This window comes from Oscillospiraceae bacterium MB24-C1 (assembly GCA_030913685.1).
Taxonomy (GTDB): Bacteria; Bacillota; Clostridia; order Oscillospirales; family Ruminococcaceae; genus Yanshouia.
This window is the reverse complement of sequence record CP133187.1, coordinates 1670428-1692253: the sequence shown is the minus strand read 5'-3', so window position 1 is coordinate 1692253 and position 21826 is coordinate 1670428. Positions and strand designations below refer to the sequence as shown.

23 protein-coding genes are annotated in these 21826 nt (G+C 48.5%); 19 read left to right on the top strand and 4 right to left on the bottom strand.

Translation table 11 applies throughout. The annotated features are described in order from the left end of the window. The first annotated feature begins 1 nt into the window (after position 1). The 9 genes from thpR (at position 2) to RBH76_08045 (ending at position 7316) form a co-directional block, all read left to right on the top strand. A complete protein-coding gene (gene thpR / locus RBH76_08085; protein WMJ82698.1) occupies positions 2–541 on the top strand; it encodes an RNA 2',3'-cyclic phosphodiesterase in 540 nt (179 codons plus the stop codon). Further along, positions 531–1493, top strand: a complete 963-nt coding sequence (locus RBH76_08080) for a GNAT family N-acetyltransferase (GenBank protein WMJ82697.1) — start codon at positions 531–533, stop codon at positions 1491–1493. Before thpR ends, RBH76_08080 begins: the two co-directional genes overlap by 11 nt. Before the next feature lie 4 nt (positions 1494–1497). Next, positions 1498–1887 carry a flavodoxin gene (locus RBH76_08075; protein ID WMJ82696.1) on the top strand — a complete coding sequence of 130 codons (390 nt, stop codon included), beginning with the start codon at positions 1498–1500 and terminating at the stop codon, positions 1885–1887. Next, positions 1888–2364 (top strand): VOC family protein, encoded by a 477-nt coding sequence (locus RBH76_08070; GenBank protein ID WMJ82695.1) that lies wholly within the window; start codon positions 1888–1890, stop codon positions 2362–2364. It abuts the gene before it with no gap. Then, positions 2361–2552 (top strand): YwbE family protein, encoded by a 192-nt coding sequence (locus RBH76_08065; GenBank protein WMJ82694.1) that lies wholly within the window; start codon positions 2361–2363, stop codon positions 2550–2552. Before RBH76_08070 ends, RBH76_08065 begins: the two co-directional genes overlap by 4 nt. Positions 2553–2643: 91 nt before the next feature. Continuing rightward, positions 2644–3498, top strand: coding sequence for an AraC family transcriptional regulator (locus tag RBH76_08060; GenBank protein ID WMJ82693.1), 855 nt, complete (start codon positions 2644–2646; stop codon positions 3496–3498). A 307-nt stretch (positions 3499–3805) separates the two neighbouring features. Beyond that, on the top strand, positions 3806–4423 hold the full coding sequence (locus RBH76_08055; GenBank protein ID WMJ82692.1) for a lactate utilization protein: 618 nt from the start codon (positions 3806–3808) through the stop codon (positions 4421–4423). 470 nt (positions 4424–4893) lie between these two features. Next, positions 4894–6837, top strand: coding sequence for a DNA mismatch repair protein MutS (locus RBH76_08050; protein WMJ82691.1), 1944 nt, complete (start codon positions 4894–4896; stop codon positions 6835–6837). Further along, on the top strand, positions 6834–7316 hold the full coding sequence (locus tag RBH76_08045; protein ID WMJ82690.1) for an N-acetyltransferase: 483 nt from the start codon (positions 6834–6836) through the stop codon (positions 7314–7316). The genes RBH76_08050 and RBH76_08045 overlap by 4 nt, the downstream gene beginning before the upstream one ends. 116 nt (positions 7317–7432) lie before the next feature. Here RBH76_08045 and RBH76_08040 read toward each other — a convergent pair whose 3' ends face one another. The 4 genes from RBH76_08040 to RBH76_08025 all read right to left on the bottom strand — a co-directional run bounded on the left by RBH76_08040 (position 7433) and on the right by RBH76_08025 (position 10912). Then, positions 7433–7942 (bottom strand): 3-isopropylmalate dehydratase small subunit, encoded by a 510-nt coding sequence (locus RBH76_08040; GenBank protein WMJ82689.1) that lies wholly within the window; start codon positions 7940–7942, stop codon positions 7433–7435. A gap of 17 nt (positions 7943–7959) precedes the next feature. Further along, complete coding sequence (locus RBH76_08035; protein ID WMJ82688.1) at positions 7960–9210, bottom strand: 3-isopropylmalate dehydratase large subunit; 1251 nt, start codon at positions 9208–9210, stop codon at positions 7960–7962. Between the two features lie 159 nt (positions 9211–9369). Continuing rightward, complete coding sequence (locus tag RBH76_08030; protein WMJ82687.1) at positions 9370–10011, bottom strand: GntR family transcriptional regulator; 642 nt, start codon at positions 10009–10011, stop codon at positions 9370–9372. A 154-nt stretch (positions 10012–10165) separates the two neighbouring features. Next, positions 10166–10912 carry an AAA family ATPase gene (locus RBH76_08025; protein WMJ82686.1) on the bottom strand — a complete coding sequence of 249 codons (747 nt, stop codon included), beginning with the start codon at positions 10910–10912 and terminating at the stop codon, positions 10166–10168. 311 nt (positions 10913–11223) lie between these two features. Between RBH76_08025 and RBH76_08020 the strand changes: the two genes are divergently transcribed. From RBH76_08020 to RBH76_07975, 10 genes are all read left to right on the top strand, one after another. Continuing rightward, on the top strand, positions 11224–11664 hold the full coding sequence (locus tag RBH76_08020) for an NAD-binding protein (protein ID WMJ82685.1): 441 nt from the start codon (positions 11224–11226) through the stop codon (positions 11662–11664). After that, positions 11661–12992, top strand: a complete 1332-nt coding sequence (locus RBH76_08015) for a TrkH family potassium uptake protein (protein WMJ82684.1) — start codon at positions 11661–11663, stop codon at positions 12990–12992. The genes RBH76_08020 and RBH76_08015 overlap by 4 nt, the downstream gene beginning before the upstream one ends. A 21-nt stretch (positions 12993–13013) precedes the next feature. After that, on the top strand, positions 13014–13664 hold the full coding sequence (locus RBH76_08010) for a TrkA family potassium uptake protein (protein WMJ82683.1): 651 nt from the start codon (positions 13014–13016) through the stop codon (positions 13662–13664). Positions 13665–13718: 54 nt separating this feature from the next. Continuing rightward, positions 13719–15059, top strand: coding sequence for an ATP-binding protein (locus tag RBH76_08005; protein ID WMJ82682.1), 1341 nt, complete (start codon positions 13719–13721; stop codon positions 15057–15059). Next, a complete protein-coding gene (locus RBH76_08000; protein WMJ82681.1) occupies positions 15028–15720 on the top strand; it encodes a response regulator transcription factor in 693 nt (230 codons plus the stop codon). Before RBH76_08005 ends, RBH76_08000 begins: the two co-directional genes overlap by 32 nt. 332 nt (positions 15721–16052) lie before the next feature. After that, complete coding sequence (locus tag RBH76_07995; protein ID WMJ82680.1) at positions 16053–16379, top strand: DUF3870 domain-containing protein; 327 nt, start codon at positions 16053–16055, stop codon at positions 16377–16379. 326 nt (positions 16380–16705) lie between these two features. Beyond that, positions 16706–17821 carry an alanine dehydrogenase gene (gene ald / locus RBH76_07990; GenBank protein ID WMJ82679.1) on the top strand — a complete coding sequence of 372 codons (1116 nt, stop codon included), beginning with the start codon at positions 16706–16708 and terminating at the stop codon, positions 17819–17821. Between the two features lie 108 nt (positions 17822–17929). Continuing rightward, the gene (locus tag RBH76_07985; protein ID WMJ82678.1) at positions 17930–19087 is read left to right on the top strand and encodes a DUF819 family protein; all 1158 of its coding nucleotides are present in this window, start codon (positions 17930–17932) and stop codon (positions 19085–19087) included. A gap of 39 nt (positions 19088–19126) precedes the next feature. Next, entirely contained in the window at positions 19127–20506 is a 1380-nt protein-coding gene (locus RBH76_07980) for a transglutaminase-like domain-containing protein (GenBank protein WMJ82677.1), read from the top strand. A gap of 56 nt (positions 20507–20562) precedes the next feature. Further along, positions 20563–21513, top strand: a complete 951-nt coding sequence (locus RBH76_07975) for a membrane dipeptidase (protein ID WMJ82676.1) — start codon at positions 20563–20565, stop codon at positions 21511–21513. Positions 21514–21826: the final 313 nt, after the last annotated feature.

Below are 21826 nucleotides of genomic sequence, written 5' to 3'. Positions count from 1 at the left end.
CTTGCGACTTTTTATTGCCATCAACTTTGACGAAGAAGCGCATCAAAACATTCTTGCTGTGCAGCAGCGGCTACGAGAACTGGGGATGGGCAATTTTTCCAGGCCGGAAAATCTGCATTTGACGCTGGCTTTTTTGGGAGAGGTTGCATCTGAACGAGTGGATGCTATTTGTGACGCGATGAATAAGACTGCCGTCCAACCAATGACACTAACCTTTGACCATGTCGGGCGCTTTAAGCGAGACGGCGGTGATCTTTGGTGGATTGGTCTTGCGGAAAGCAGGCCGCTTCTGTCGTTGCAAAAAGAGCTGTCCGATCGCTTGGCTGATGCGGGATTTCGCCTAGATGATCGCCGATTTGCGCCCCACATTACGCTGGCACGCGAGGTTCGACTCACTGCGCTGCCCGACCGCGGCGCGCTGTTAGGCCCAGCCTTTTCCACGCAGATTAATGTCGTTAGCCTCATGCGCTCTGAGCGTATTTCTGGAAAGTTGATATACACCGAGCAATTTAGCGGGGGGGTAAAATACCGTGAGTATTAAAGAGGTCGATCAAGATAAAAAGCAATATCTTGATCTTTTGCTGCTGGCCGACGAACAGGAGAACATGGTTGATCGCTACCTTGAACGAGGTACACTGTTTGTGCTGTTTGAATCGGGCAACCCTGTTGCAGTAGCGGTCGTCACCGATGAGGGGGACGGTGTCTGTGAGCTTCAAAATCTTGCCGTGGTACCAGATCGGCAGCGGCAAGGTATCGGCAGGCGTATGGTGGAAGATATGGCTCGCCGTTATGGAGCAAGCCACCATACCATGCTTGTAGGCACGGGGGATAGTCCTAGAACGCTACCGTTTTATTTTTGCTCTGGGTTTTCCGAAAGTCACCGCATTAAAAATTATTTTACCGATTACTATGACCACCCCATTGTCGAGGCAGGGGTTCAGATTGTCGATAGAGTGGTGTTAAAACGCCCGCTATGGGTGCTGGAAACGCCGCGCTTGGGTTTTCGGCGCCTATCTCATGCCGACCATGATACTTTGCGCCCTATTCTGGGCGATCCTGAAACGATGTATGCGTGGGAGTATGGTTTTAACGACGCCCAAATTACACAATGGATTGACCGCTGTCAGATGCGATATGCCCACGATGGCTATGCCTATTATGCCGCCATAGATAAACAAAGCGGCGCGTTGGTTGGCTTGATGGGGCTGCTTAACGAAGATATTGACGGCGATATCCAATTGGGGGTGGGTTACATTCTGGCAAGGAACTACTGGGGGAAAGGCTATGCCAACGAAGGCGTAAGAAGCTGGCTTGACTATGCCTTTGCTGCATTGGGTGCGACTCGGGTGGTGGCGGTCATCCGCCCGGAAAATACCGCCTCGCGCAGGGTTGCCAAACGACTGGGTATGCGCGTGGTGGGGCAGTATGTCAAAAATGTCAACGGAAAAGAGATGCTGCATCTCGTTTACGCGATAGACTATAATAAGGAGTAAAACTATGCAGGTTTATTACTTTACCCGTACCAACCGCAGTAAAAAAATTGCCGAAGCACTGGCCGAACGCTACGGCGTAACTGCTCAGCGAATTGAAGACGGGAAAAACTGGGCGGGCGCGATAGGTTTTATTAAGGCCTGTTTTATGTCGATTAATAAAAAAGGTGTCTCTGTAAATTACCCTGAACCGACTGTGAATCAGCCTATTATTCTGGTGTTTCCAGTCTGGGCAGATACCTTTCCCCCTGCTGTTAAAACCTTTATTGACACGGTCGGCAAGACGCGCATTACCGCCATCCCAACCTCTATTAGCAGCACCATCAAGGACAGGACAGGCTTTGCTAAGGTGATTGATCTGGTCGGCAAAGAAATCTCTGCGCCAAAGGAGCTTTAAATGAAGTATGAATGCACACTATTGGCTGTCTCCGACATGGTGCGCGCAAAACAATTTTATTGTCAGTTGCTGGGGATGGAGGTTACGGCTGACTTTGGTGCGAATATTACGCTTTCTAATGTAATTTCCTTGCAGACTTTGGAAAGTTGGCAAGGTTTTGTAAACAAACCTGCCGGTGAGATTCGGTTTGGCCACAACGCCGCCGAGCTTTATTTTGAAGAAGATGACCTTGATGTATTTCTCGAAAAGCTGGCGAACTGGCCGAACATTCACTATGTCCATCCGCTCAAGGAACACCGCTGGGGCCAGCGGGTGGTACGGCTTTACGACCCCGACGGGCACATTGTCGAGGTGGGCGAAAATATGGCGGTGGTCGTGCGCCGCTTTCTGGCGGGTGGCATGACGGTGGCAGAGACTGCCCGGCGTATGGAGGTGCCGGAAGCCTTTATTCTGGCAAATAGGGAGGATGTATTTTGAAAGGACAAAACAGGACGGATATCAACATTGGTGCCAGAGTCAACATCGTGCTAAAAGCAGATCAGCGCACCGGAAAACTAACTGAGGGGGTTGTGGGGAGAATACTGACCAAGAGCAGCTTTCACCCCCACGGAATCAAGGTGATGCTAGAAGACGGCCAAGTCGGTCGGGTACAAGAGATTTTGTAATAGCGTATAGGCCTCTCGTTTTTGTGCATAGAATGCGAGGACACGGTTTGCCTAAAGCTGTTATCCTTTGATTAAAGGGAGTGCGATACGGATGGATTGGATAAAAAGACTCAACGCTGCGATCAATTATATCGAAGAGCATCTCACCGACGAGCTGAATTATGAACAGCTTGGCAGAATCGCTTGCTGTTCGGCTTATCATTTTCAGCGCATGTTCGGCTATATGGCGGGGGTTTCGCTGTCGGAGTACATTCGTCGCAGGCGGAAGAGCCGGGCAGCAGCGGATTTACAAAGCGGAGACCAAAAAATTATTGATATCGCCGCAAAGTACGGCTATGATTCGCCCACCGCTTTTAACCGTGCTTTTCAGAGTGTACATGGTTTTGCTCCGTCTCAGGCCAGAGAAAAAGGCAGGGTTCTTACATCCTTTCCACCCATCAGCTTCCAAATTACAATTAAAGGAGCGGTACAGATGGATTATAGAATCGAGAAAAAAGAAGCTTTTCGTATTGTGGGACTGGGTATGGAAATGGACAAAGATATGGAAAAGAATTTTGAGACGGTACCCAAAATGTGGGCCAAAGCGGCGCAAGATGGCAGCATCGCCAAAATGTGTGGCCTTATGAACGGCCAGCCCAAAGGGGTTCTGGGCATCAGTGCCTGCAATGGGGCGGCAGAACAGTGGCGGTATTATATCGCAGTGGCGAGCACTCTGCCTGCCGACGGTTTTGAGGAATATTTGGTTCCCGCCGCTACCTGGGCCATCTTTACTGGGCAGGGCACCGGTACCTCGATTCAGGTACTGGAGCAGCGTATCATTACCGAATGGCTACCCACCTCCGGTTATGAGTATAGTACCGGCCCCGATGTGGAGGTCTATTTCGATCCTACACCTGAAAACACACGGTACGAGGTCTGGGTTCCGGTCATTAAGCAAAACGGTTGATAAAAACGCCGCTGGAATAAAACCTGGCGGCGTACTTGCTTTAAGAAAAATAAAGCTTCACATAATAGTCGGTGCTTAGTATGTATGAAAGCTTAAACAGCGTTATCTATAACGCTTTACTACACGAGTGGGACGATTGCGCCGCAATATCCATTCGATGGTTAAAGCACTGGTGTACCACACCGCCGCCCAAGGCTATGCGCTCTGAGTTAATCACATCAATAAATGTAGCCTAGTCTACACCGCTAATGAAATGATAAAATTGTTTGCGAACCGCCCTGTGCGGCGTAAAGGAGGGTAAAACCATATGAAGACAAGAATCAAAAAAACAATTCAAAATTTGCAGCGGCATAATATGGGCGGTTATTATGTTGACACTCCTGAGGCGCTGCTTTCACTTATTACCACTCTATTAAAAGAGGGGGACACCGTCGGTTGCGGCGATTCGCTGACGCTGGCGCAGACTGGAGTGTTTGATTTTCTACGCAGCGGATCCTACCGTTTTTTAGATAAGCACCGACCGGGGCTGGTCTCCGAAGAAAAGCGTGAGATATATCTACAGAATTTTTGTGTCGATACCTTTTTTACCGGTGTCAATGCCGTTACGACGGACGGGAGGCTATTTAACATTGATGGCAACGGTAGCCGTGTCGCACCTATGCTCTACGGCCCCAGACAGGTCATCGTCGTGACCGGAACCAACAAGCTAGCAGACACACTGGAGGCCGCTATTGATCGTGCGCGGCAGGTAGCCGCCCCACTGGATGCCAAACGCCTAGAAAAAGAAACACCCTGCGCCAAGCTGGGCCGGTGCGTGGACTGCAACCACCCTCAGCGTATTTGCAACGATTTTGTTCTAATAGCGGGGCAGTTTGTCAAGGACAGAATCAAGGTCATATTTATTGACGGTGACTACGGATTTTAACTATCTGAGCGTCTTAGAAAATTTTGAACATTGGATTCGGTTTTGTAAAAATATGTAGCGCCTCCCGTGACTCATTGTTTTATAGAACGTGACGCGCATTTTATTTGCATAAAAAATCTAGTAACGGTATCAATTTCCTGATAACAGAACATTGCCGCTTGACAAAGAATAAAAACTGTGTCATATTTAAGAAAAAAGAAAAGGTGGCGTGTTGATGTCCGTATTGTCTGTTATGGTGATCTCTAATTAAATAGAGACGCAAAAGGTCGGCCGAACGAGGGGAATGCCCCTCTGGTTTAGGTTACCCTTTTGTAGAACATACCTGACAGACTGCTTCAACCGCCTCAATATAGAAGCGTGACAAGGTGTGCTTGTCACGCCATCTTTTTATATTGATTTTTTGCCCGCAGGGAGCATGCTACACTGACAGGTGTGGTGTATCTTTCTGCGGGTTTTTATTTTTAAAGAAGGTGATTAACTTGAATTCGCATTATAAAACACTTGAATTTGATAAAATATTAAATCTTCTGGCTAACAATGCATTATCAGAAGAGGTTAAGGCACGTTGTCTTGCGCTAACTCCCACCCTTAACGAGGCAGAAGCCCAGCGCTGGATGAACGAAACCACTCAGGCTCGGCGAATTTTGGAACAAGCGGGAGCCCCGCCTCTTTCACCCATGACCGAGCTGCAAAAGGTTATCGGGCTAATACAGGCGGACGCCATGCTGATACCTGAACAAATTGAGCATGTCATATCTTTTTTGGCTTCATGCCGCAGAATGCGCGCGTACCTAAAACGGGCCGAAGCAACTGATTCGGCCATCGCGTGGTATGGCAGTGGCATCGACCCGCTCGGTGATATGGAAAACGAGCTTCAGCGCTGTATCAGAAGCGGCGCGTTGGATGATCGTGCGTCTGACCGACTCAACGATATTCGCCGTCAAATGACGATCACCACCGACCAGATAAAGGGGAAGCTGGATGCGCTCCTGCGAAAAAACAAGGCCTGGTTTTCCGAAAGCTTTATCTCCATGCGCGGCGGGCATTATACACTGCCGGTTAAACGCGAACACAAAAAAGATGTCACCGGTACGGTGATCGAAGTCTCCAACACCGGGGGAACTTGCTTTATTGAGCCCGCCTCGGTTGGGCGCTTTCAGTCGGCACTGTACGCGTTAGAGGTAGAGGAGGACAGCGAAGTCCGACGTATTTTATATGTGTTGACTGCCCTGATCAGCGATAATCTGCCTACATTAAAGCGTAACGTCGAAACAATGCAGGTGTTGGATTTTCTTTTTGCCAAGGGCAAGCTCAGCCTTTCCATGCAGGCTGGACCAGTTGGCATCACTACCAATCGGTGCATTCGGCTGTTGGGTGCGCGACACCCGCTGTTGGATAAGGCCACGGCGGTGCCGTTGAATTTTGCGGTGGGCGGCGAGCTTTCCGGCGTTGTCATCACCGGACCCAATACTGGCGGCAAAACCGTCACGCTTAAAACGGTCGGATTATTTTCGCTTATGGCGCAAAGTGGATTGCATTTACCCGCCGAGGCGGGCAGTAGCCTTTGCATGCAAAATCTTGTGCTTTGTGATGTCGGCGATGGACAGAGCATTTCAGAAAACCTCTCTACTTTTTCCGCCCATATCAAAAATGTGCTGGACATTTTGCGTCAGGCGACGGGTGAATCATTGGTGTTGCTTGACGAGCTGGGCTCTGGCACCGACCCTGCCGAGGGCATGGGTATTGCAGTAGCTATTTTGGATGTACTCTGCGCAAAAGGCTGCCTCTTTGCTGCTACGACGCACTACCCTGAAATAAAAACCTATGCAGATAATACACCCGGCCTTATCAATGCCCGCATGGCCTTTGACCGTGAAAGCTTGCGTCCACTTTACCGCCTTGAAATTGGTGAGGCAGGTGAAAGTTGCGCGCTGTATATCGCCGAGCGACTGGGCATGCCCGAAGCGATGCTAAAACGCGCCCGAGAGGCTGCTTACACCGATCAAAACGCTAAAAGCTTGCCAGTTTTGCAGCAAAACAAAGCGATTAATGGTTTAGGCAAATCAACGGCACCAAAAATCACCCGGCAAAAAACACAGCAGAATCAGACGCCCCGCTGTGATACATTTCAGGTTGGAGATAGCGTGCTAGTATATCCCACCAAAGAAACTGGTATCGTCTTTGCCCGGGCTAATGACAGGGGGGAGATCGGCGTACAGGTCAAGGGAATCAAAAAACTGGTTAACCATAAGCGCATCAAGCTTCAGGTGCCTGCCAGTGAACTTTACCCGGAAAACTATGACTTTTCGATTCTTTTTGATACGGTGGAAAACCGAAAGGCCCGGCGCGTTTTAGAAAGACGCCATCAAGAAGGCAACATGATCGTAATTAAGGAAGGGGAGCAAGAGGTGTGAGCAAAAATATTATTATCCGGCCTGAGGCTGAGCAGGATTACCGTGTGGTTGAGCATCTGACACGGGACGCGTTTTGGGACGTTTATAAGCCAGGCTGTGACGAACATCTGTTGGCGCACAATCTGCGCTATTCCAAGGCGTTTTTGCCGGAGCTGGATTATGTGGCGGTACAGGATGATTGCGTTGTAGGCAATATCATGTATTCGGTGGCACAGGTAATCGACAGCGATGGTCGCGCGCACCCGGTGCTGACCTTTGGCCCATTGAGTGTTTCGCCCGATTGTCAGAGACAGGGCGTGGGCGCTGCTTTGGTGCATCACACACTAGCCATTGCCAAAAAAACCGAATATCCGGCCGTTATCATTTTTGGAAACCCCGCCTATTATCATTTGAAAAAGCCTTTCCTTATCACGAAAAGCATGTTACAGATACGCAGCTCAAACTGTAGGGATATTATCGGCAGTATGCTGGCTCGCTGATGTTATTTGGATTCATCTTTTTTTATTTCATAGAAAGGTGCATTTTTAAAACCGCACTGAAAAAGAGAAGGCATAAGCTGCGTCAAGCAGATTGCCTTCTCTTTTTCCAATACACACTATTCCTGTGGAGACTTTGCATATTTGGCTCTAAACAGCGGCTTTATCCCGCCTGCACGGATAATCCCCAAAATATGATCGCCCAGCTTTTCTGCTTGCAGCACTACACCAGTCTCCAGCACCGCTACCGTGCCAGCGGTTAAGTCCACGCGCAGCAAATGCCCGGTTTTGACCGTTTGGCTGATTCCTTTACATATAATCAGCGGCAACCCCAAATTGATAGCGTTTCTAAAAAAAATACGAGCGAAAGATTCTGCCACCACCGCCTGAACCTTCGCATTTTGCAGCGTGATGACCGCATGCTCACGGCTTGAGCCGCAACCAAAATTTGTGCCTGCCACCACAATGCTGCCCGGCGCTAGCTGGCGGATTTGTTCGTCAAGGCCTTCCAGGCAATGTTTGCCGATTTCATCTGGTTCAACCAAGGCGAGAAACCGCCCGGGATAAATCTGATCGGTGTCAATGTTGCTCCCCAGTACAACGGCAGCGCTCTCAATAATGTTGTTCATATTGGCTCTTCCTTTCTTCACAGAATGGTTCTAGGATCGGTGATGTAGCCGTTTAGCGCCGAAGCTGCGACAGTTGCGGGGGACGCTAGATACAGCTGTGCCTGAGTACTGCCCATCCGCCCAGGGAAGTTGCGGTTAGACGCTGTGATGCATATTTCGCCGGGAGCAATGACACCCTCGTGCGCGCCAAGACAAGGCCCGCAGCCGGGGGAGGTAATGGTTGCGCCTGCGACCATTAAATCCTGGATATAACCTTTATCCATGCATTCTCTCATGACCTGTGCGGAAGCGGGGACAATAATAAGTCGGATATATTCGGGGATTTTTTTGCCGCGAAGAATTTGTGCGGCAACCGCAATATCCGTCACGCGTCCGCCGGTGCAGGTGCCGATGACACCCTGATTAATTTTAACTCTACCCACGTCTTCCAGCGGGTAGACATTGTCAACGCTGTGCGGAGCTGAAAGCTGCGGGGTCAATTCGCTGATGTCAAACACATGACTTTCTGCATAGACATAATCAGCGTCGGTGTATTCTACCACAAACGGGCGAACCGCCCTTTTGCCTGCATATTCGAGCACCAGATCATTGGGCTGCATATAGGCGGTCTTAGCCCCCATCTCCACGGCCATGTTGCAGAGAACCATTCGCCCGGCAACGTCAAGCTGTTCAACATAGCTGCCGGTGAAATCTATCGCTTTATATACCGCGCCGTCCGCCTTTATTTTGCCAAGAATATGTAGAATAACATCCTTTGGATAAACGCCCTTGGGCGCGGTACCTTCAATGCGTATTTCGATAATTTCCGGTACACGCATCCATAGCTCGCCACTAAGCAGAATGGTGGCCATATCGGTTGCGCCGACGCCGGTGCCGAATGCGCCGAATGCGCCGTGTGTAGTGGTATGCGAATCAGTCGCGACCACAATCATACCCGGATAAACGACCCCCCGCTCGGGCATGACCTGATGACAAACACCTGCGTTGACGTCAAAGTGGTAGGTCAGGTTGTTTTCTTGGGCGAACGCGCGCATCTCAGCGTGATTTCTTGCCGCCTCAATCGTAGGACAGGGTGCATAATGGTCAAATACAAAAGCCACCCGATCCTTATCCCAGACCTTGGTTCCGCCCATTTCTTTAAAAGAGTACACGGTTTGCAAATACAGGTCGTTAATCTCTGCAAAGCTCACCTTTGCGGTGACAATCTCCCCCGCCATCACTGACGATTTTTCGCTTGCCTTGGCAAGAATTTTTTCTAGTGCATGCATAACGCCACTCCTTTTAAATTGCGAATATTGTATATTGTATACAATATTACGAGCTTTGATATGCAAAGTCAATTAAAATGGCGCTAAAGATATACACTGCGCACATATTTGTTGCAGGTGTATACTTTCTGCGCCATTTATTATTTAAATCACATAATATTATCGCATCTTAAAACCGTTTAAAATATTGTGCATGCTCCGCTCAATATGTGCAGCCATAGTCCGGCGGCCTGACTCAGCATCACCCTCGGCTATATAGCCGATAATCTGACTATGCTCGGCAATAGATCTTCTTCTATGCTCTTCGTCGGGTACTGCACGGCTGAAAGAAGGGCCGTTCCATAGCGTCTCACAAAAATGATACAGCTTTTGGCTTTGGGTTGCCGCCCAGATTGCAGTGTGAAAATTTTGATTATATAATTCATAAGTGTTGTCGGCAACAAAATGAAGATTGTCTGATACGGTGGCTTGAAGCGCCATTAGCTCGTTGGCATCCATGCCGTTTTGTATGGCACGCGCGACGGCTTCGCCCTCTAAAAGCATTCGTATGCTAAAGTGGTCTTTAATAAAGTTTTCGTCAATCGACTTGACAACGGCACCCTTGTTCATGCGCAACTCTATAAGCCCTTCTGCCGCGAGTGTCTGGAAAGCCTCGCGAACCGGCGTGCGCGACACCCCAATTTTTGCTGCCGTTTCAGTTAAGGACAATTCCGATCCGGCTGTAAATTCGCCGGATAAAATAGCTTTACGCACAATGGCTGCAATCTTTATCCGCGCCGGCATCAATTCCAGTTGCTCCATATTGCCACCTGTTTCTATATAGTGTATATTGTTGATGATGCTGCATACAATATATCATTTTGCCATATGTCCGTCAATTGGCGTGACAAAAAGGTATGCTCGTTCGCTGATATTGTGGCAATCAAAAATTCTTTAAAAATTCATTTATAGAGAGTTATTCCGCGTCCAAAAGGTAGTGTAGCATTTTCTCAGGTCTTTCTAGAAAGCGACGAGTCAGCTGATAATGTTCGGTCTTGCGGTAATCTACCGAACAGACACCCGCCTCTGAAAGCTCATACACCTGTGCGCCGGGGTAGGTTATCAGGATGGGCGAGTGGGTGGCGATGATGAACTGGGAATTCTTTTGCACGAGTGCGTGGAGATGCACCATCAAGGCCATAAGGCGACTGGGTGAAAGGGCGGACTCCGGTTCGTCGAGCAGATAAAGACCGTTACCGCTAAAACGATTTTCCACTAGTGAGAGAAAGCTCTCGCCGTGGGATTGCGCATGCAGCGCACCCGCACCGTATGCGGTGGGCACCTTTGCTCTGAGTTTATCTTCGTATACCGCATCGATGTAGCTGGTGGCGTTATAAAAGCTTTCGGCTCGCAGAAAAAAACCGTCCTTGGGATAAGCGCTTTTTAAGAGCGTGAGGTGTCGGTGCAGTTCTGAATGGGTGGCGCTGGTTTCAAAGCTGAAATTTCTGGTACCGCCCTCGGCGTTGAAGCCATAGGCTACAGCGATGCCCTCGAGCAGCGTCGATTTGCCCGTGCCGTTTTCGCCCACCAAAAAGGTAACCGCGTGGGTGAAGGTTAGTTCCTTTTGCTGCGCCAAATGGCGCACCGCCGGTATATTGTGCAGATAGGAATCCTCTGCCAGCGGCGTTTTTAACCGCACGCTACCGATGTAATTGCGCTGCATCCAAGCCACCTCCTTCCTAAATAGACCAGCTATATTATAGCAAACAGCCTTATCTGTGTGAAGGATGCAAATGGGGTTTACCCTGCAACAGTGTTATGGTAAAATAGTGGATAAACTAAAATAAGACAAGCGGCATATTGCTGGATGTATAACGTTAAAAAATTTTTATACGGGTGGCTATGGCCAGGTCCTGAGAACGAGACTCGGTATATTCGACCATCTTTATAAAAAAATAATACGGTGGCGCAAACAAGGACACTGGCATTATAACCTTTCTGTTATTATAGCAACAGAAAGGCGGATGGAACAATATGACGGCTCTGCTGGTTTTTGCAGCTCTGGGAACGTTTCTACTCGGCTATTTTATTATGTATCGGCTGGACTTGTTTTTTGAAAATGAAAACTTTCTTGATGGTGCGAAAGGGCGTGCTAATCAAGGTGTGTTGGTTTACGGAGCGCCCGACGTCGTAGAGAAAATGAAGAAATCCGGGATAAAGTGTAAAGCGCTTTTAACATCCTCTTTTCCTGAGGATGACTTTTATTCGGCGCTGTTTGCGCTTTCAGGTGATGATAGCAAAAACTTGGCAATATGCCATGCCGCAAAGCGCGCGGACCCCGGTATTTATATTATAGCGCGTTGCAACGCGCCAGATTTGTGCAAAATTTTTGAAGACACAGGCGCGGAACGATTGCTTAACGCAGGCGAATCGGTCGATGCGTTGCTGGGAGAAATGAGAGGGATAGGCAGATGAATATAAAACAGTGGAGCGCAACGCGAATTATCGCGGTTGGGTTCGCCTTTATTATTCTGGCGGGCGGGGTATTTTTAAGCTTACCTATTGCCAGTCGCAATGGTGAGGCGATTCCATTTTTAAACGCGCTGTTTACTTCGGTGTCTGCCACCTGTGTCACAGGGCTAGTTTTATATGATACATGGACACAGTTTTCGGTGTTTGGTCAGGCTATCATTTTATTGCTTATTCAAATCGGCGGGCTTGGCTTCATGGCCATCGCCATTTTATTTTCTCTGGTGGTTGGAAGGCGCATTGGTCTGCGCGAACGCTCCTTGTTGGCAGAAGCCATCAGCGCCACACAGGTTGGCGGCGTTATCCGTCTGGTGAAACGCATGCTGATTGGAACGGCCATTTTTGAAGGGATGGGCGCGGTGTTGTTAGCGGTACGGTTTGTTCCCAAATTTGGTTTGGGGCGGGGGCTATGGTTTTCCGTTTTCCATTCGGTATCAGCATTTTGTAACGCAGGTTTCGACTTGATGGGTGTTCGTACGCCGTCTTCGTCTCTGACATATTTTTATAACGATCCGCTGGTGGTTCTCACCATCGCCGCGTTGATCATTGTGGGCGGTATTGGCTTTGTGGTGTGGAACGATCTTGTAGAAAGTCGGTTTTATTTTTTTAAGCTCAGACTTCATACCCGCGCGGTGCTAGTGTCTACCCTCGTGCTTTTGGCGAGCGGTATGTTGCTCTTTTTGCTGCTTGAAAATGACGGGGTATTCGCTAACATGAGCACGCAAGAGCGGATTTTGTCGGCGTTTTTCCAATCGACTACGCCAAGGACAGCCGGCTTTAACACCGTGGATATAGCCGCGCTTTCAGACGGAGGCAAGCTTATCACCATGCTTTTGATGTTCATTGGGGCTGCACCCGGCGGCACCGGCGGGGGAATTAAGGTAACCACGCTGGTTGTCATGGCTTCAGCTGTTTTCGCCTCTCTTCGCAACCGCGAGGATGTTTCAATATGGCATTTTCGTTTGGAGTCTGAAATATTGCGCCGTGCTTTCTGTGGCGTGTCGGTTTATTTAGCCATGACGGTTTGCGGCATACTGGTGCTTTGTGCACAGGGTCAGCTGCTTACCAATGCTACCTTTGAATGTCTGTCTGCCATTGGTACAGTGGGTCTTTCTACTGGTATTACCCAGACGTTGCCGACCTTATCACGCATTGTTATAATGTTGCTGATGTATGCAGGTCGTATCGGAAGCCTGACAGTTTTTCTGGCGGTAGCAAGATCAAACAAAGGCGGAAAATTAAGAAATCCCATCGGCAAGGTTATTGTCGGTTAATTTGAAAGGATGGGGCGGATTATGAGATCAATGCTTGTTATAGGCGCGGGACGCTTTGGAAAAAACCTCTCCGTAAAACTTGCGGAGCTTCATAATGAAGTGATGTTGGTAGATGTCGATGAGGAGGCTGTACACAAGCTGGAGCCATTTGTTACACGAGTGCAGATTGGCGATTGTATGGATCGGGACGTGCTAGAAGAATTGGGCGTACGCAACTTTGACGTATGTTTTGTATGTATAAGCGATAATTTTCAGTCTTCGATGGAGATTACCTCACTGCTTAAAGAACTGGGCGCACCCTATGTGGTTGCAAAATCCGACCGCGAAATACATGCCGATCTGCTTAAAAAGATTGGTGCCGATGATGTGGTATATCCTGAACGCGATATGGCGCAGCGTACTGCTGTGCGTTACTCGGCGAAAGGTGCTTTTGATTATATTGAATTGTCACCGGAATATGCCATCATGGAAATAGAACCCCCCAGCGATTGGAACGGGCGAAATATCCGTGAATTGGATGTCCGCACAAAGCATCGTGTCAATGTTATTGGGGTAAGGGTTGGCAAACATATTCTTCCGCTCATCAGTGCCGACCACGTTTTTAGCGAACAGGAACATATCATTGTTGCGGGGGAGCAAAAGGATATTCTAAAAATGATCAGTAAAAAGTAATCGGATTGTGGGGTGTTCGCTACGGTTAAGCAAGGGGCAAAAACAGTTTTTGTCATGGGCTTAGCGACAACCTGTGCGCTGCTTATTGGCTTTTTGGGCGTGGGTAATGAGAGCATCATCATGGTGTTTTTGCTCAGCGTCCTGTTTACGGCGGTGCTGACCAGTAGCCGTGGTTGGGCTATCGGTGCAGCGCTTCTTTCCGGCATGCTTTTTAACTTTTTGTTTACGGAACCACGTTATTCCTTTTTTATATACAGGACAAACGACCTGATGTTGATCATGTTCTTTTTGGTAACAGGAATTGTTTCCGGCACCGTTACTTCCCGTTTACAGAGCGAGATGAAGCTGGCTAGCCAAAACGAGCGCACCGCCAAGATCATGTACCGAATTGCTTCCGGGTTCCTTTCCGCGAGCGGTAAGGAAAGCGTGGTTAAGAAAGCGGAGGATCTCGTCCGAGAATATGCTGGTCTGGATTGTACGGTTTATTTGGGGCAGGATGCCGCTAAGGGGTTTGATATTCACAGCGGCTCCGGCACGCTGGGCAAGCTGGTGCTTTCTGACAGGGAGCCGGAAGGGCAGCAGCTTTTGATTGTTCAGGCTGTCTGTACACAGCTTGGTATTGCGTTGGAGCGTGAAACGCTTGTTACGGACCGTGAAAAAATCAGGTTGGCGATGGTTCGTGAGCAGCAGCGCGGTACACTTTTGCGTTCAGTGGCACATGATCTAAGAAGTCCGCTCACAGCGCTTTCTGGTGCAGGCAACCTTCTCGCGGATAATTACAAGGAGCTCTCGGATTCTGAACGCAGGAAACTAGCCTCCGATATTAGCGAGGAAATCGTATGGTTGACCGACCTCGTTGAAAATATTCTCAATATGACCCGTATTAGTGAGCAAAAAATCGTCCTGCACAAGCAGGATGAAGTGATAGATGATGTGATTGGCGAAGCCGTCAAGCACACGGAAAGATTGTTCCGCGACCGAAGTTTTCAGGTTAAGTTGCCCGAAGAGGTGGTGACTGCGCCGATGGATGGCAAGCTGATTTCGCAGGTGATTGTAAACCTTCTGGAAAATGCAGTTCGCCATACGCCATCGGAAAGCGCGATTACGCTGACCGTGAAAGCTGAAGATAAGCTAATGGTCTCGGTTGCTGATACCGGGGGTGGAATTCCGGCGGTCATCCGAGGTCATCTGTTTGAGCGCTTTGTCACACAGGATGACGAAATTGTTGATGGGCGCCGGGGCTTGGGTCTTGGCCTTGCCATCTGCAAGGCCATTGTTGAGGCGCACGGCGGAGAAATATTTGTGGCAGATAATGCCCCGACGGGGTCTATATTTACCTTCTCGCTGCCTATGGAGGAAAGCCATGAACGACCAGCGGACGATACTTGTTATTGAAGATGACAGGTATATTTCACATTTTCTTGATATCTCTCTATCCAAAGAAAACTACAATGTTCTGACAGCGGAAACAGCCGCCGAAGGCATGTTCCTTTTCTCCTCACACCGACCCAATATTGTCTTGTTGGATCTCGGTTTGCCGGACAGGGACGGCGTTGATCTTTTGCGCGAATTGCGGACTTTTTCCGATACGCCGGTTCTGATCGTCTCGGCGCGTGGGCAGGAGAAGGAGAAGATTGCGGCGCTTGATTTTGGCGCCAACGATTATATTACAAAGCCTTTCCATATGGGGGAGCTGAAGGCGCGGATCCGCGTGGTGGAGCGCTCCTTACAAAAGGCCGAGGCAGAAGCAGGCGATACAAAATTTTCCTGCGATTGGCTGATGGTGGATTATGAGAAGCGCAAGGTTTTTGTATCGGGGAATGAAATTCATTTGACCCCTACAGAATATAAAACGCTGCTGCTTTTAATTGCAAATAAGGGTAAAGTGCTAACGCATAACTACATCATCAGGCAGATTTGGGGCTACGAGGGCGGAGACAGCAAAAGTGTGCGGGTTTTTATGGCCAACCTTCGCCGAAAGCTTGAGAAGGACACCACCCACCCACGTTTTATTCTCACCGAAGTAGGTGTGGGTTATCGTTTCGCTGATGAATAATGTGATGTTTATAAAAAATTAATTAACAATAAGGCAAACAGCGGCATGGAGATTTCCATGCCGCTGTGAATATACATAACAATATAAGGGGTTAGTATTTGTGCGTTCCAACAGATAATTAACGTTAGATATATGAAATAGTGCTAATTAAAACGAGGGAACCCAACCAACTCTTAACTCCAAAAGGCTTCACATGCCTTTTATAAACAATGCCGGTTTGATTTTCAAAAGACTATTATATTGACAAGAAAAATGTTTGGTACTTATAATAAAGATATAAAGTTATTATTTTGTGAACTATTTCATAATATTTAATAATCAGGGAGGTTTATATGGTGCCGCTTAATTCGTGTTTTATAATTGGCGAGTCGCGTACAAACGCCGATAACGCCATCACCAAGATTTACAACTCGTTTTACATGGCCTTTGAGGTTGACGATGCGACAGGGCGTATTTTGGCCTTTAGCTGTACTCACACGCTTGAGCTAACCGAAAACTTTCTGCGCAAAATGTTTGTCGGAAAAGACTTTCTCGGCGTGGAACAGTGGCTTGAGGAAGAACTTAACCGTCGTTATGGCGGCTCTTCGCGCAAGGCGGTTATCGTTTCTTACCGTGATGCGGTCAAGCGTTATCATGCTATGCGCGGCGGTCAACAATGACAAAATACCTGCGAATTTATGAAAATATGACTAAATTGTTCTTGATTTGTTATTAGTTTATATAAACTTTCGGCTGCCTACTTGACGATATTGCAAAGTATGGGTTATGCTAACAGCAAGAAATGACTTATCTTTTGATATTGGAATAATGCGCTGCTTCAGATTGCCAGATATGATTCCGTTTTGCGGGTCACAGTCATGTCACAGCTTTTGAAAACCAGCAAGACCAAAAAGGCTATTTTGATGTCTTTTGTTCTTGTTGGTTTTTTATTTTGAAATAACTGGAAAAGCTTGAGAATTCTATATAAATGAGAGGAAGAGTGCGCATGATCATTGGCATTGTCAAGGAAATTAAGAACAATGAGTTCCGAGTGGGACTCACTCCCGGTGGGGTTGCGGCTTTTGTTGAGACGGGTAATCGTGTATTGGTGGAGCAGGGGGCTGGACTCGGATCCGGCTTTACCGACAAGGAGTACCTCGCTGCGGGCGCGCAGATTGAAGATCAAGCCGAGTCTGTATGGAATAGCTCAGAGATGATCATCAAGGTCAAAGAACCGATTGAGACGGAGTATAAATACTTCCGCGAAGGTCTCGTACTGTATACATATCTGCACCTGGCAGCTGATGCACCTTTAACCAGTGCTTTACTTAAAGCAAAAGTGAAGGCTGTGGCCTATGAAACGATTATTGGCCGTGAGGGTGGACTGCCCTGTCTTGCGCCGATGAGCGAGATCGCGGGACGCATGTCAGTGCAGGAGGGTGCAAAATATCTTGAAAAAACCTTTGGTGGACGCGGTGTTCTGTTGGCAGGAGTGCCCGGCGTGGAGCGCGGTAATGTTGTGATTTTGGGAGGCGGCAATGTTGGCACCAACGCCTGCAAAATTGCTGTTGGCATGGGAGCCAACGTCACAATTCTTGACGTGAGCGCCCGCCGCCTCGCTTATCTTGATGATATTTTCCCGCGCCAGATCACCACTTTGTATAGCAGTCGCGATAATATCTGCCGTTGTCTTGAACATGCGGATCTCGTAGTTGGGGCCGTGTTGCTTCCAGGACGCGCAGCCCCGAAGCTGGTGCTTCGTGAAGATCTCAAGCGTATGAAGCCTGGCGCGGTAATTGTTGATGTAGCGGTCGACCAGGGTGGTTGTGTTGAAACGAGCCACCCCACCACCCACAATGACCCCGTATTTACAGTAGATGGTGTCGTCCATTACTGCGTAGCCAATATGCCCGGTGCGGTGTCACGCACCTCTACACAGGCATTGGTCAATGCAACCCTGCCTTATGGTTTAGCACTGGCTGCCAAGGGCGTGGAAAAAGCTTGTCAGGATGACCACGGGTTGATGTCTGGTCTAAACTGCTACGACGGAAAATGCTGTTTTGCCGGCGTAGCCGAGGCGCTGGGCTTGGAATATACCGCAGCAGATACACTTCTGAAATAATTTAGATTGTCGTAGTACCAGCACACCTTACTTTTTGGATATATGCGAGGAGCAAAGCAGCCCGCATATTGATAAGCAGTTGCCTAAAAAATGAAGGGAGAGACCACTATGATTACAAACGGCTTCACCTACATCGCATTCCTGGTATTTTTCTCATCAATGTTGGTTGCTGTCAAAAAAGCAACCAAGTGGAAAATCTTTGACTATGTTCCGCCAATTGTTATGGTGTACTTGTTCAATATGATTTTCTGCACCTTCAACCTTTGGGATATGAAGGCCACCTCCGTCGCTTATTCAGCAACCAAGAACAACCTGCTCTACGCCATGATATTTGTCATGCTGCTACGCTGCGATTTCCGCAAGCTTGCAAAGCTCGGCGGCCGCATGATCGCCATCTTTATGGGCGGTGCCATCTCGATCGCTTTTGGCTTTGTTGTTGCATTTGTCCTCTTTAAGGGTTCGCTGGGTGCAGACTCCTGGCGTGCAATGGCTGCGCTTGCCGCATCGTGGATCGGTGGCTCTGGCAATATGGCTGCTGTTCAAGACGCGTTGGCTGTCCCCGAAGCCGATTTCGCCGCTGCGCTGATTGTGGATACAATCTATTATTCCGTGTGGATTGCAACGCTTCTCATAGTTATTCCGTTCGCCTCTAAGTGGAACAAGATGGTGAAAGCTGACACTTCCAAGCTTGATGCTATTGCAGCCGCCGCAAACGCGGAATTGACAAACAAAAAGGAAGCAGTCGACTTTACCTCGCTGTTTACGCTGCTTGGTTTGTCTCTGATAGTTTCTGCGGTTTGCCAGAAACTTGGCGGCGTTCTCGCTTACGGCTTGATAGATAAGGGCACCGCTACCGTACTTCTGGTAACTGCAATAGGCTTGATTGCTGCAATGTCTCCTCTAGGCAAAATGTCTGGCGTTGAGGAAATGTCCAATATCTATCTGTATGTCGTTATTTCTCTGCTTGCTTCCCGTGCCGGCTTGGGTGAGCTGCTCGACGCGCCCCTGTGGCTGGTTGCCGGTTTAGTGGTTCTGATTATTCATGTAGTCGTTATGTTCATTCTTTCCAAGCTGTTCCATTGGGACCTCTGCATGGTATCCACGGCCTCTCTGGCAAACCTCGGCGGTTCGGCGTCCGCACCTATCGTTGCTTCTGCCTATAACGGCTCCTATGCCGGTATCGGCGTTCTCATGGGCGTGCTAGGCGCAGCTGTCGGTAACATTATGGGCTTGGCGTGCGCCAGCATTATGCAACTGCTTGTCTGAATATTTATCAGACGTGTGCTTGTTCGATAGGAGTGTATTATGAATCAAAACCATTATTTTAAAAATTTGAACATTGGCCTGCCTGACGACATTCTTCGCCATAAGATTTACGGAGACTTTGATGGTGCGATTCGGCTGATCGATAAAAGGCTCACGTCACAAAATCTTCCGCAGGCTTTTCGCAACTGTCTAATCGCCGAACGGGAAATCATGCTGAGGCTTCCAGAAAACTATCCCTTTACAAAGGTAGAGGCAGTCAAGCGTGTGCAGTTACATATTGCTGACTTTACCGAAGAGGAGTTTGACACCCTTGAGGCGGATGGGAGAATCGACTGGATCTATGTTTGCGGGGTACCACATTATTTCGACCGCTTTTTTGAAACACTGCTCAAGACGGATACTGCCTTCGCTACGCGGGCAGGGCAGTCCAACGTCTTGTCCGACGGAGGCGGCGGACTTGCGGCCGAACCGCTAGATCGCGTTGCTAGAATAATGCGAGAAAAAGGAAGCTTTTCCAATCGCATTCGAATACGCGCCAGCGTTCGGATAAAGGATGAGGCTTTCAAAATAGGTGAATTTGTTCGCGTTCATTTACCTATTCCTTGTGCCTGTGAGCAGCAAAGCGCAATTAAAATAGAGCGCATTGAACCGCCAGGGGGGATTGTCTCACCGGAGAACGCACCGCAACGCACCGTATGCTGGGAAGAGCGTATGGCGGAAAATCACGCCTTTACGGTGGAATATTCCTATACCCATACCGCCCGATACCACGATCTTTCAACGGTTATCCCCGACCAAAACCAGCCTGATTTTGATACCGATGAGCAGTTCCCGCACATCGTGTTTACACCGTATATTCGCGAGTTGGCGCGGACGCTGACCGAGGGTATCGATAACCCGCTGGATAAGGCCAAAGCTTTCTATGACTTTATAACACAGAATGTAAAGTATTCCTTTGTTCGCTCTTACTTTACGCTGGAGAACATTCCCGAAACCTGTGCAAGAAATCTTATGGGCGACTGCGGCATGATGGCGCTACTATTCATAACACTCTGCCGTTGTGCGGGCATTCCCGCCAGATGGCAAAGCGGGCTTTATACACGTCCGGATTTTTGCGGCGCACATGACTGGGCTATGTTCTATGTGGCACCCTGTGGCTGGCTTTATGCCGACCCATCTTTTGGGTGCGGAGCGGAAAGAGAACACAACCAAGAGCGCCGCGGATTCTATTTTGGAAATCTGGACGCTTTCCGCATGGTGGCAAACACCCGTTTTCAGTCCGATTTCACCGTTGAAAAACAATACTGGCGTGCCGACCCATATGACAACCAGCTAGGTGAAATTGAAACTTCTCAACGAGGCTTGCGCTATTTTGAATATGACCGCTCTAAGGAAGTTGTAGCCTACGAGGAACTTTAACACCATTTTGCCACCAATTTTTGGCGCATCACGCTATGATAAGAGGGACCACCATTATGAATCCTTATGCTCTGATTGATCTTCATTGCGATACCCTTACCGACTGGAAATATACCAACACCGGTAATCCTGATACCATTAACGACCCCAAACGGGTGCTTTCACTTTCATCTATCCCGGCTGACGTACACTGGGCGCAGTTCTTTGCGGTATTTATACCCGACGAAGAGCGCGGACAGGCGGCAATTGATTACTTTGAATTTAACCGCCAAAGCTTTGAACGACAGATGAAACAGTTCGCTGACCGGGTTGCACCCTGTCGCTCCTTTTCCGACATGGAAGCGGCTTTTGCCCAGAACAAAATCGCAGCATTTCTCACCATTGAGAATGGCTCTGCGCTGGCGGGAGATCTTGGCCGTGTTAAAGAGCTGGCAGAGGCGGGTGTCAGAGCCATTACGCTGGTTTGGAATGGCGAAAACGAGATCGGTTCGGGGCACACTACCAATCATGGACTTTCCGACTTTGGGCGAGCAGTGATTCCTGAGCTTGAGAAGAACGGTATCCTAGTCGATATTTCGCACCTCAATGACTTCGGATTTTGCGATCTGCTGGAGGTAGCGAAAAAGCCGTTCTTGGCGACCCACTCCAACGCCCGCGCGCTCTGTGGCCATAAGCGAAATCTCACTGATGATATGATCCGTGAGATGGTAAGTCGTGATTGCCTCATCGGGCTAAACTATTTTGTCAAATTCCTGAGAGAAGACGGAATAGTGGAAAGCCTTGATGATATCTACCGCCACACCATGCATTTTCTTGAGCTTGGGGCCGAAAAGAACTTGTCTCTTGGCTCAGATTTCGACGGCGCCGTTCTGCCGGAATGTCTCAATACCCCATCAAAAGCCGCCGGAATTTATGAATATTATCTTTCGCGTGGGCTTAGCCAGAAGATTGCTGATGGTATTCTCTACCGAAATGCATGGGATTTCTTTAAGCAGAACTTGCCATAACCATCATTCAGGAAGGTCAAGTCATGTTAGTTGATGACTTAACCTGCCCAATAATCTAGCCAAGGGCACGTTACCAAATAATTTGGTAACGTGCCCTTTTGCGTGATCAGCTTGTTAGTGACCCGGATTTGCATAATAGACCATGAAAAAGCGGCTAGAATGCCCCGCCGTTTTAGACTTTCACTTGGTTTGACAATCCCTGTATAATGTATATTACTTGATAAATTTATCTGTTAAACTAATCGCCAGAAAAACAGCAAGAATAATTAAAAGGCCCTTAAAATCACTTGTTATAATACTACGTAGAAAGGAG

Bases quoted from the DNA above. Each gene is read 5' to 3' on its own strand.
- RBH76_08075 (WMJ82696.1), top strand. From the start codon at position 1,498: ATGCAGGTTTATTACTTTACCCGTACCAACCGCAGTAAAAAAATTGCC.
- RBH76_08070 (WMJ82695.1), top strand. From the start codon at position 1,888: ATGAAGTATGAATGCACACTATTGGCTGTCTCCGACATGGTGCGCGCA.
- RBH76_08060 (WMJ82693.1), top strand. From the start codon at position 2,644: ATGGATTGGATAAAAAGACTCAACGCTGCGATCAATTATATCGAAGAG.
- RBH76_08055 (WMJ82692.1), top strand. From the start codon at position 3,806: ATGAAGACAAGAATCAAAAAAACAATTCAAAATTTGCAGCGGCATAAT.
- RBH76_08040 (WMJ82689.1), bottom strand. From the start codon at position 7,942: ATGAACAACATTATTGAGAGCGCTGCCGTTGTACTGGGGAGCAACATT.
- RBH76_08035 (WMJ82688.1), bottom strand. From the start codon at position 9,210: ATGCATGCACTAGAAAAAATTCTTGCCAAGGCAAGCGAAAAATCGTCA.
- RBH76_08030 (WMJ82687.1), bottom strand. From the start codon at position 10,011: ATGGAGCAACTGGAATTGATGCCGGCGCGGATAAAGATTGCAGCCATT.
- RBH76_08025 (WMJ82686.1), bottom strand. From the start codon at position 10,912: ATGCAGCGCAATTACATCGGTAGCGTGCGGTTAAAAACGCCGCTGGCA.
- RBH76_08020 (WMJ82685.1), top strand. From the start codon at position 11,224: ATGACGGCTCTGCTGGTTTTTGCAGCTCTGGGAACGTTTCTACTCGGC.
- RBH76_08015 (WMJ82684.1), top strand. From the start codon at position 11,661: ATGAATATAAAACAGTGGAGCGCAACGCGAATTATCGCGGTTGGGTTC.
- RBH76_08010 (WMJ82683.1), top strand. From the start codon at position 13,014: ATGAGATCAATGCTTGTTATAGGCGCGGGACGCTTTGGAAAAAACCTC.
- RBH76_08005 (WMJ82682.1), top strand. From the start codon at position 13,719: ATGGGCTTAGCGACAACCTGTGCGCTGCTTATTGGCTTTTTGGGCGTG.
- RBH76_08000 (WMJ82681.1), top strand. From the start codon at position 15,028: ATGAACGACCAGCGGACGATACTTGTTATTGAAGATGACAGGTATATT.
- RBH76_07995 (WMJ82680.1), top strand. From the start codon at position 16,053: ATGGTGCCGCTTAATTCGTGTTTTATAATTGGCGAGTCGCGTACAAAC.
- ald (WMJ82679.1), top strand. From the start codon at position 16,706: ATGATCATTGGCATTGTCAAGGAAATTAAGAACAATGAGTTCCGAGTG.
- RBH76_07985 (WMJ82678.1), top strand. From the start codon at position 17,930: ATGATTACAAACGGCTTCACCTACATCGCATTCCTGGTATTTTTCTCA.
- RBH76_07980 (WMJ82677.1), top strand. From the start codon at position 19,127: ATGAATCAAAACCATTATTTTAAAAATTTGAACATTGGCCTGCCTGAC.
- RBH76_07975 (WMJ82676.1), top strand. From the start codon at position 20,563: ATGAATCCTTATGCTCTGATTGATCTTCATTGCGATACCCTTACCGAC.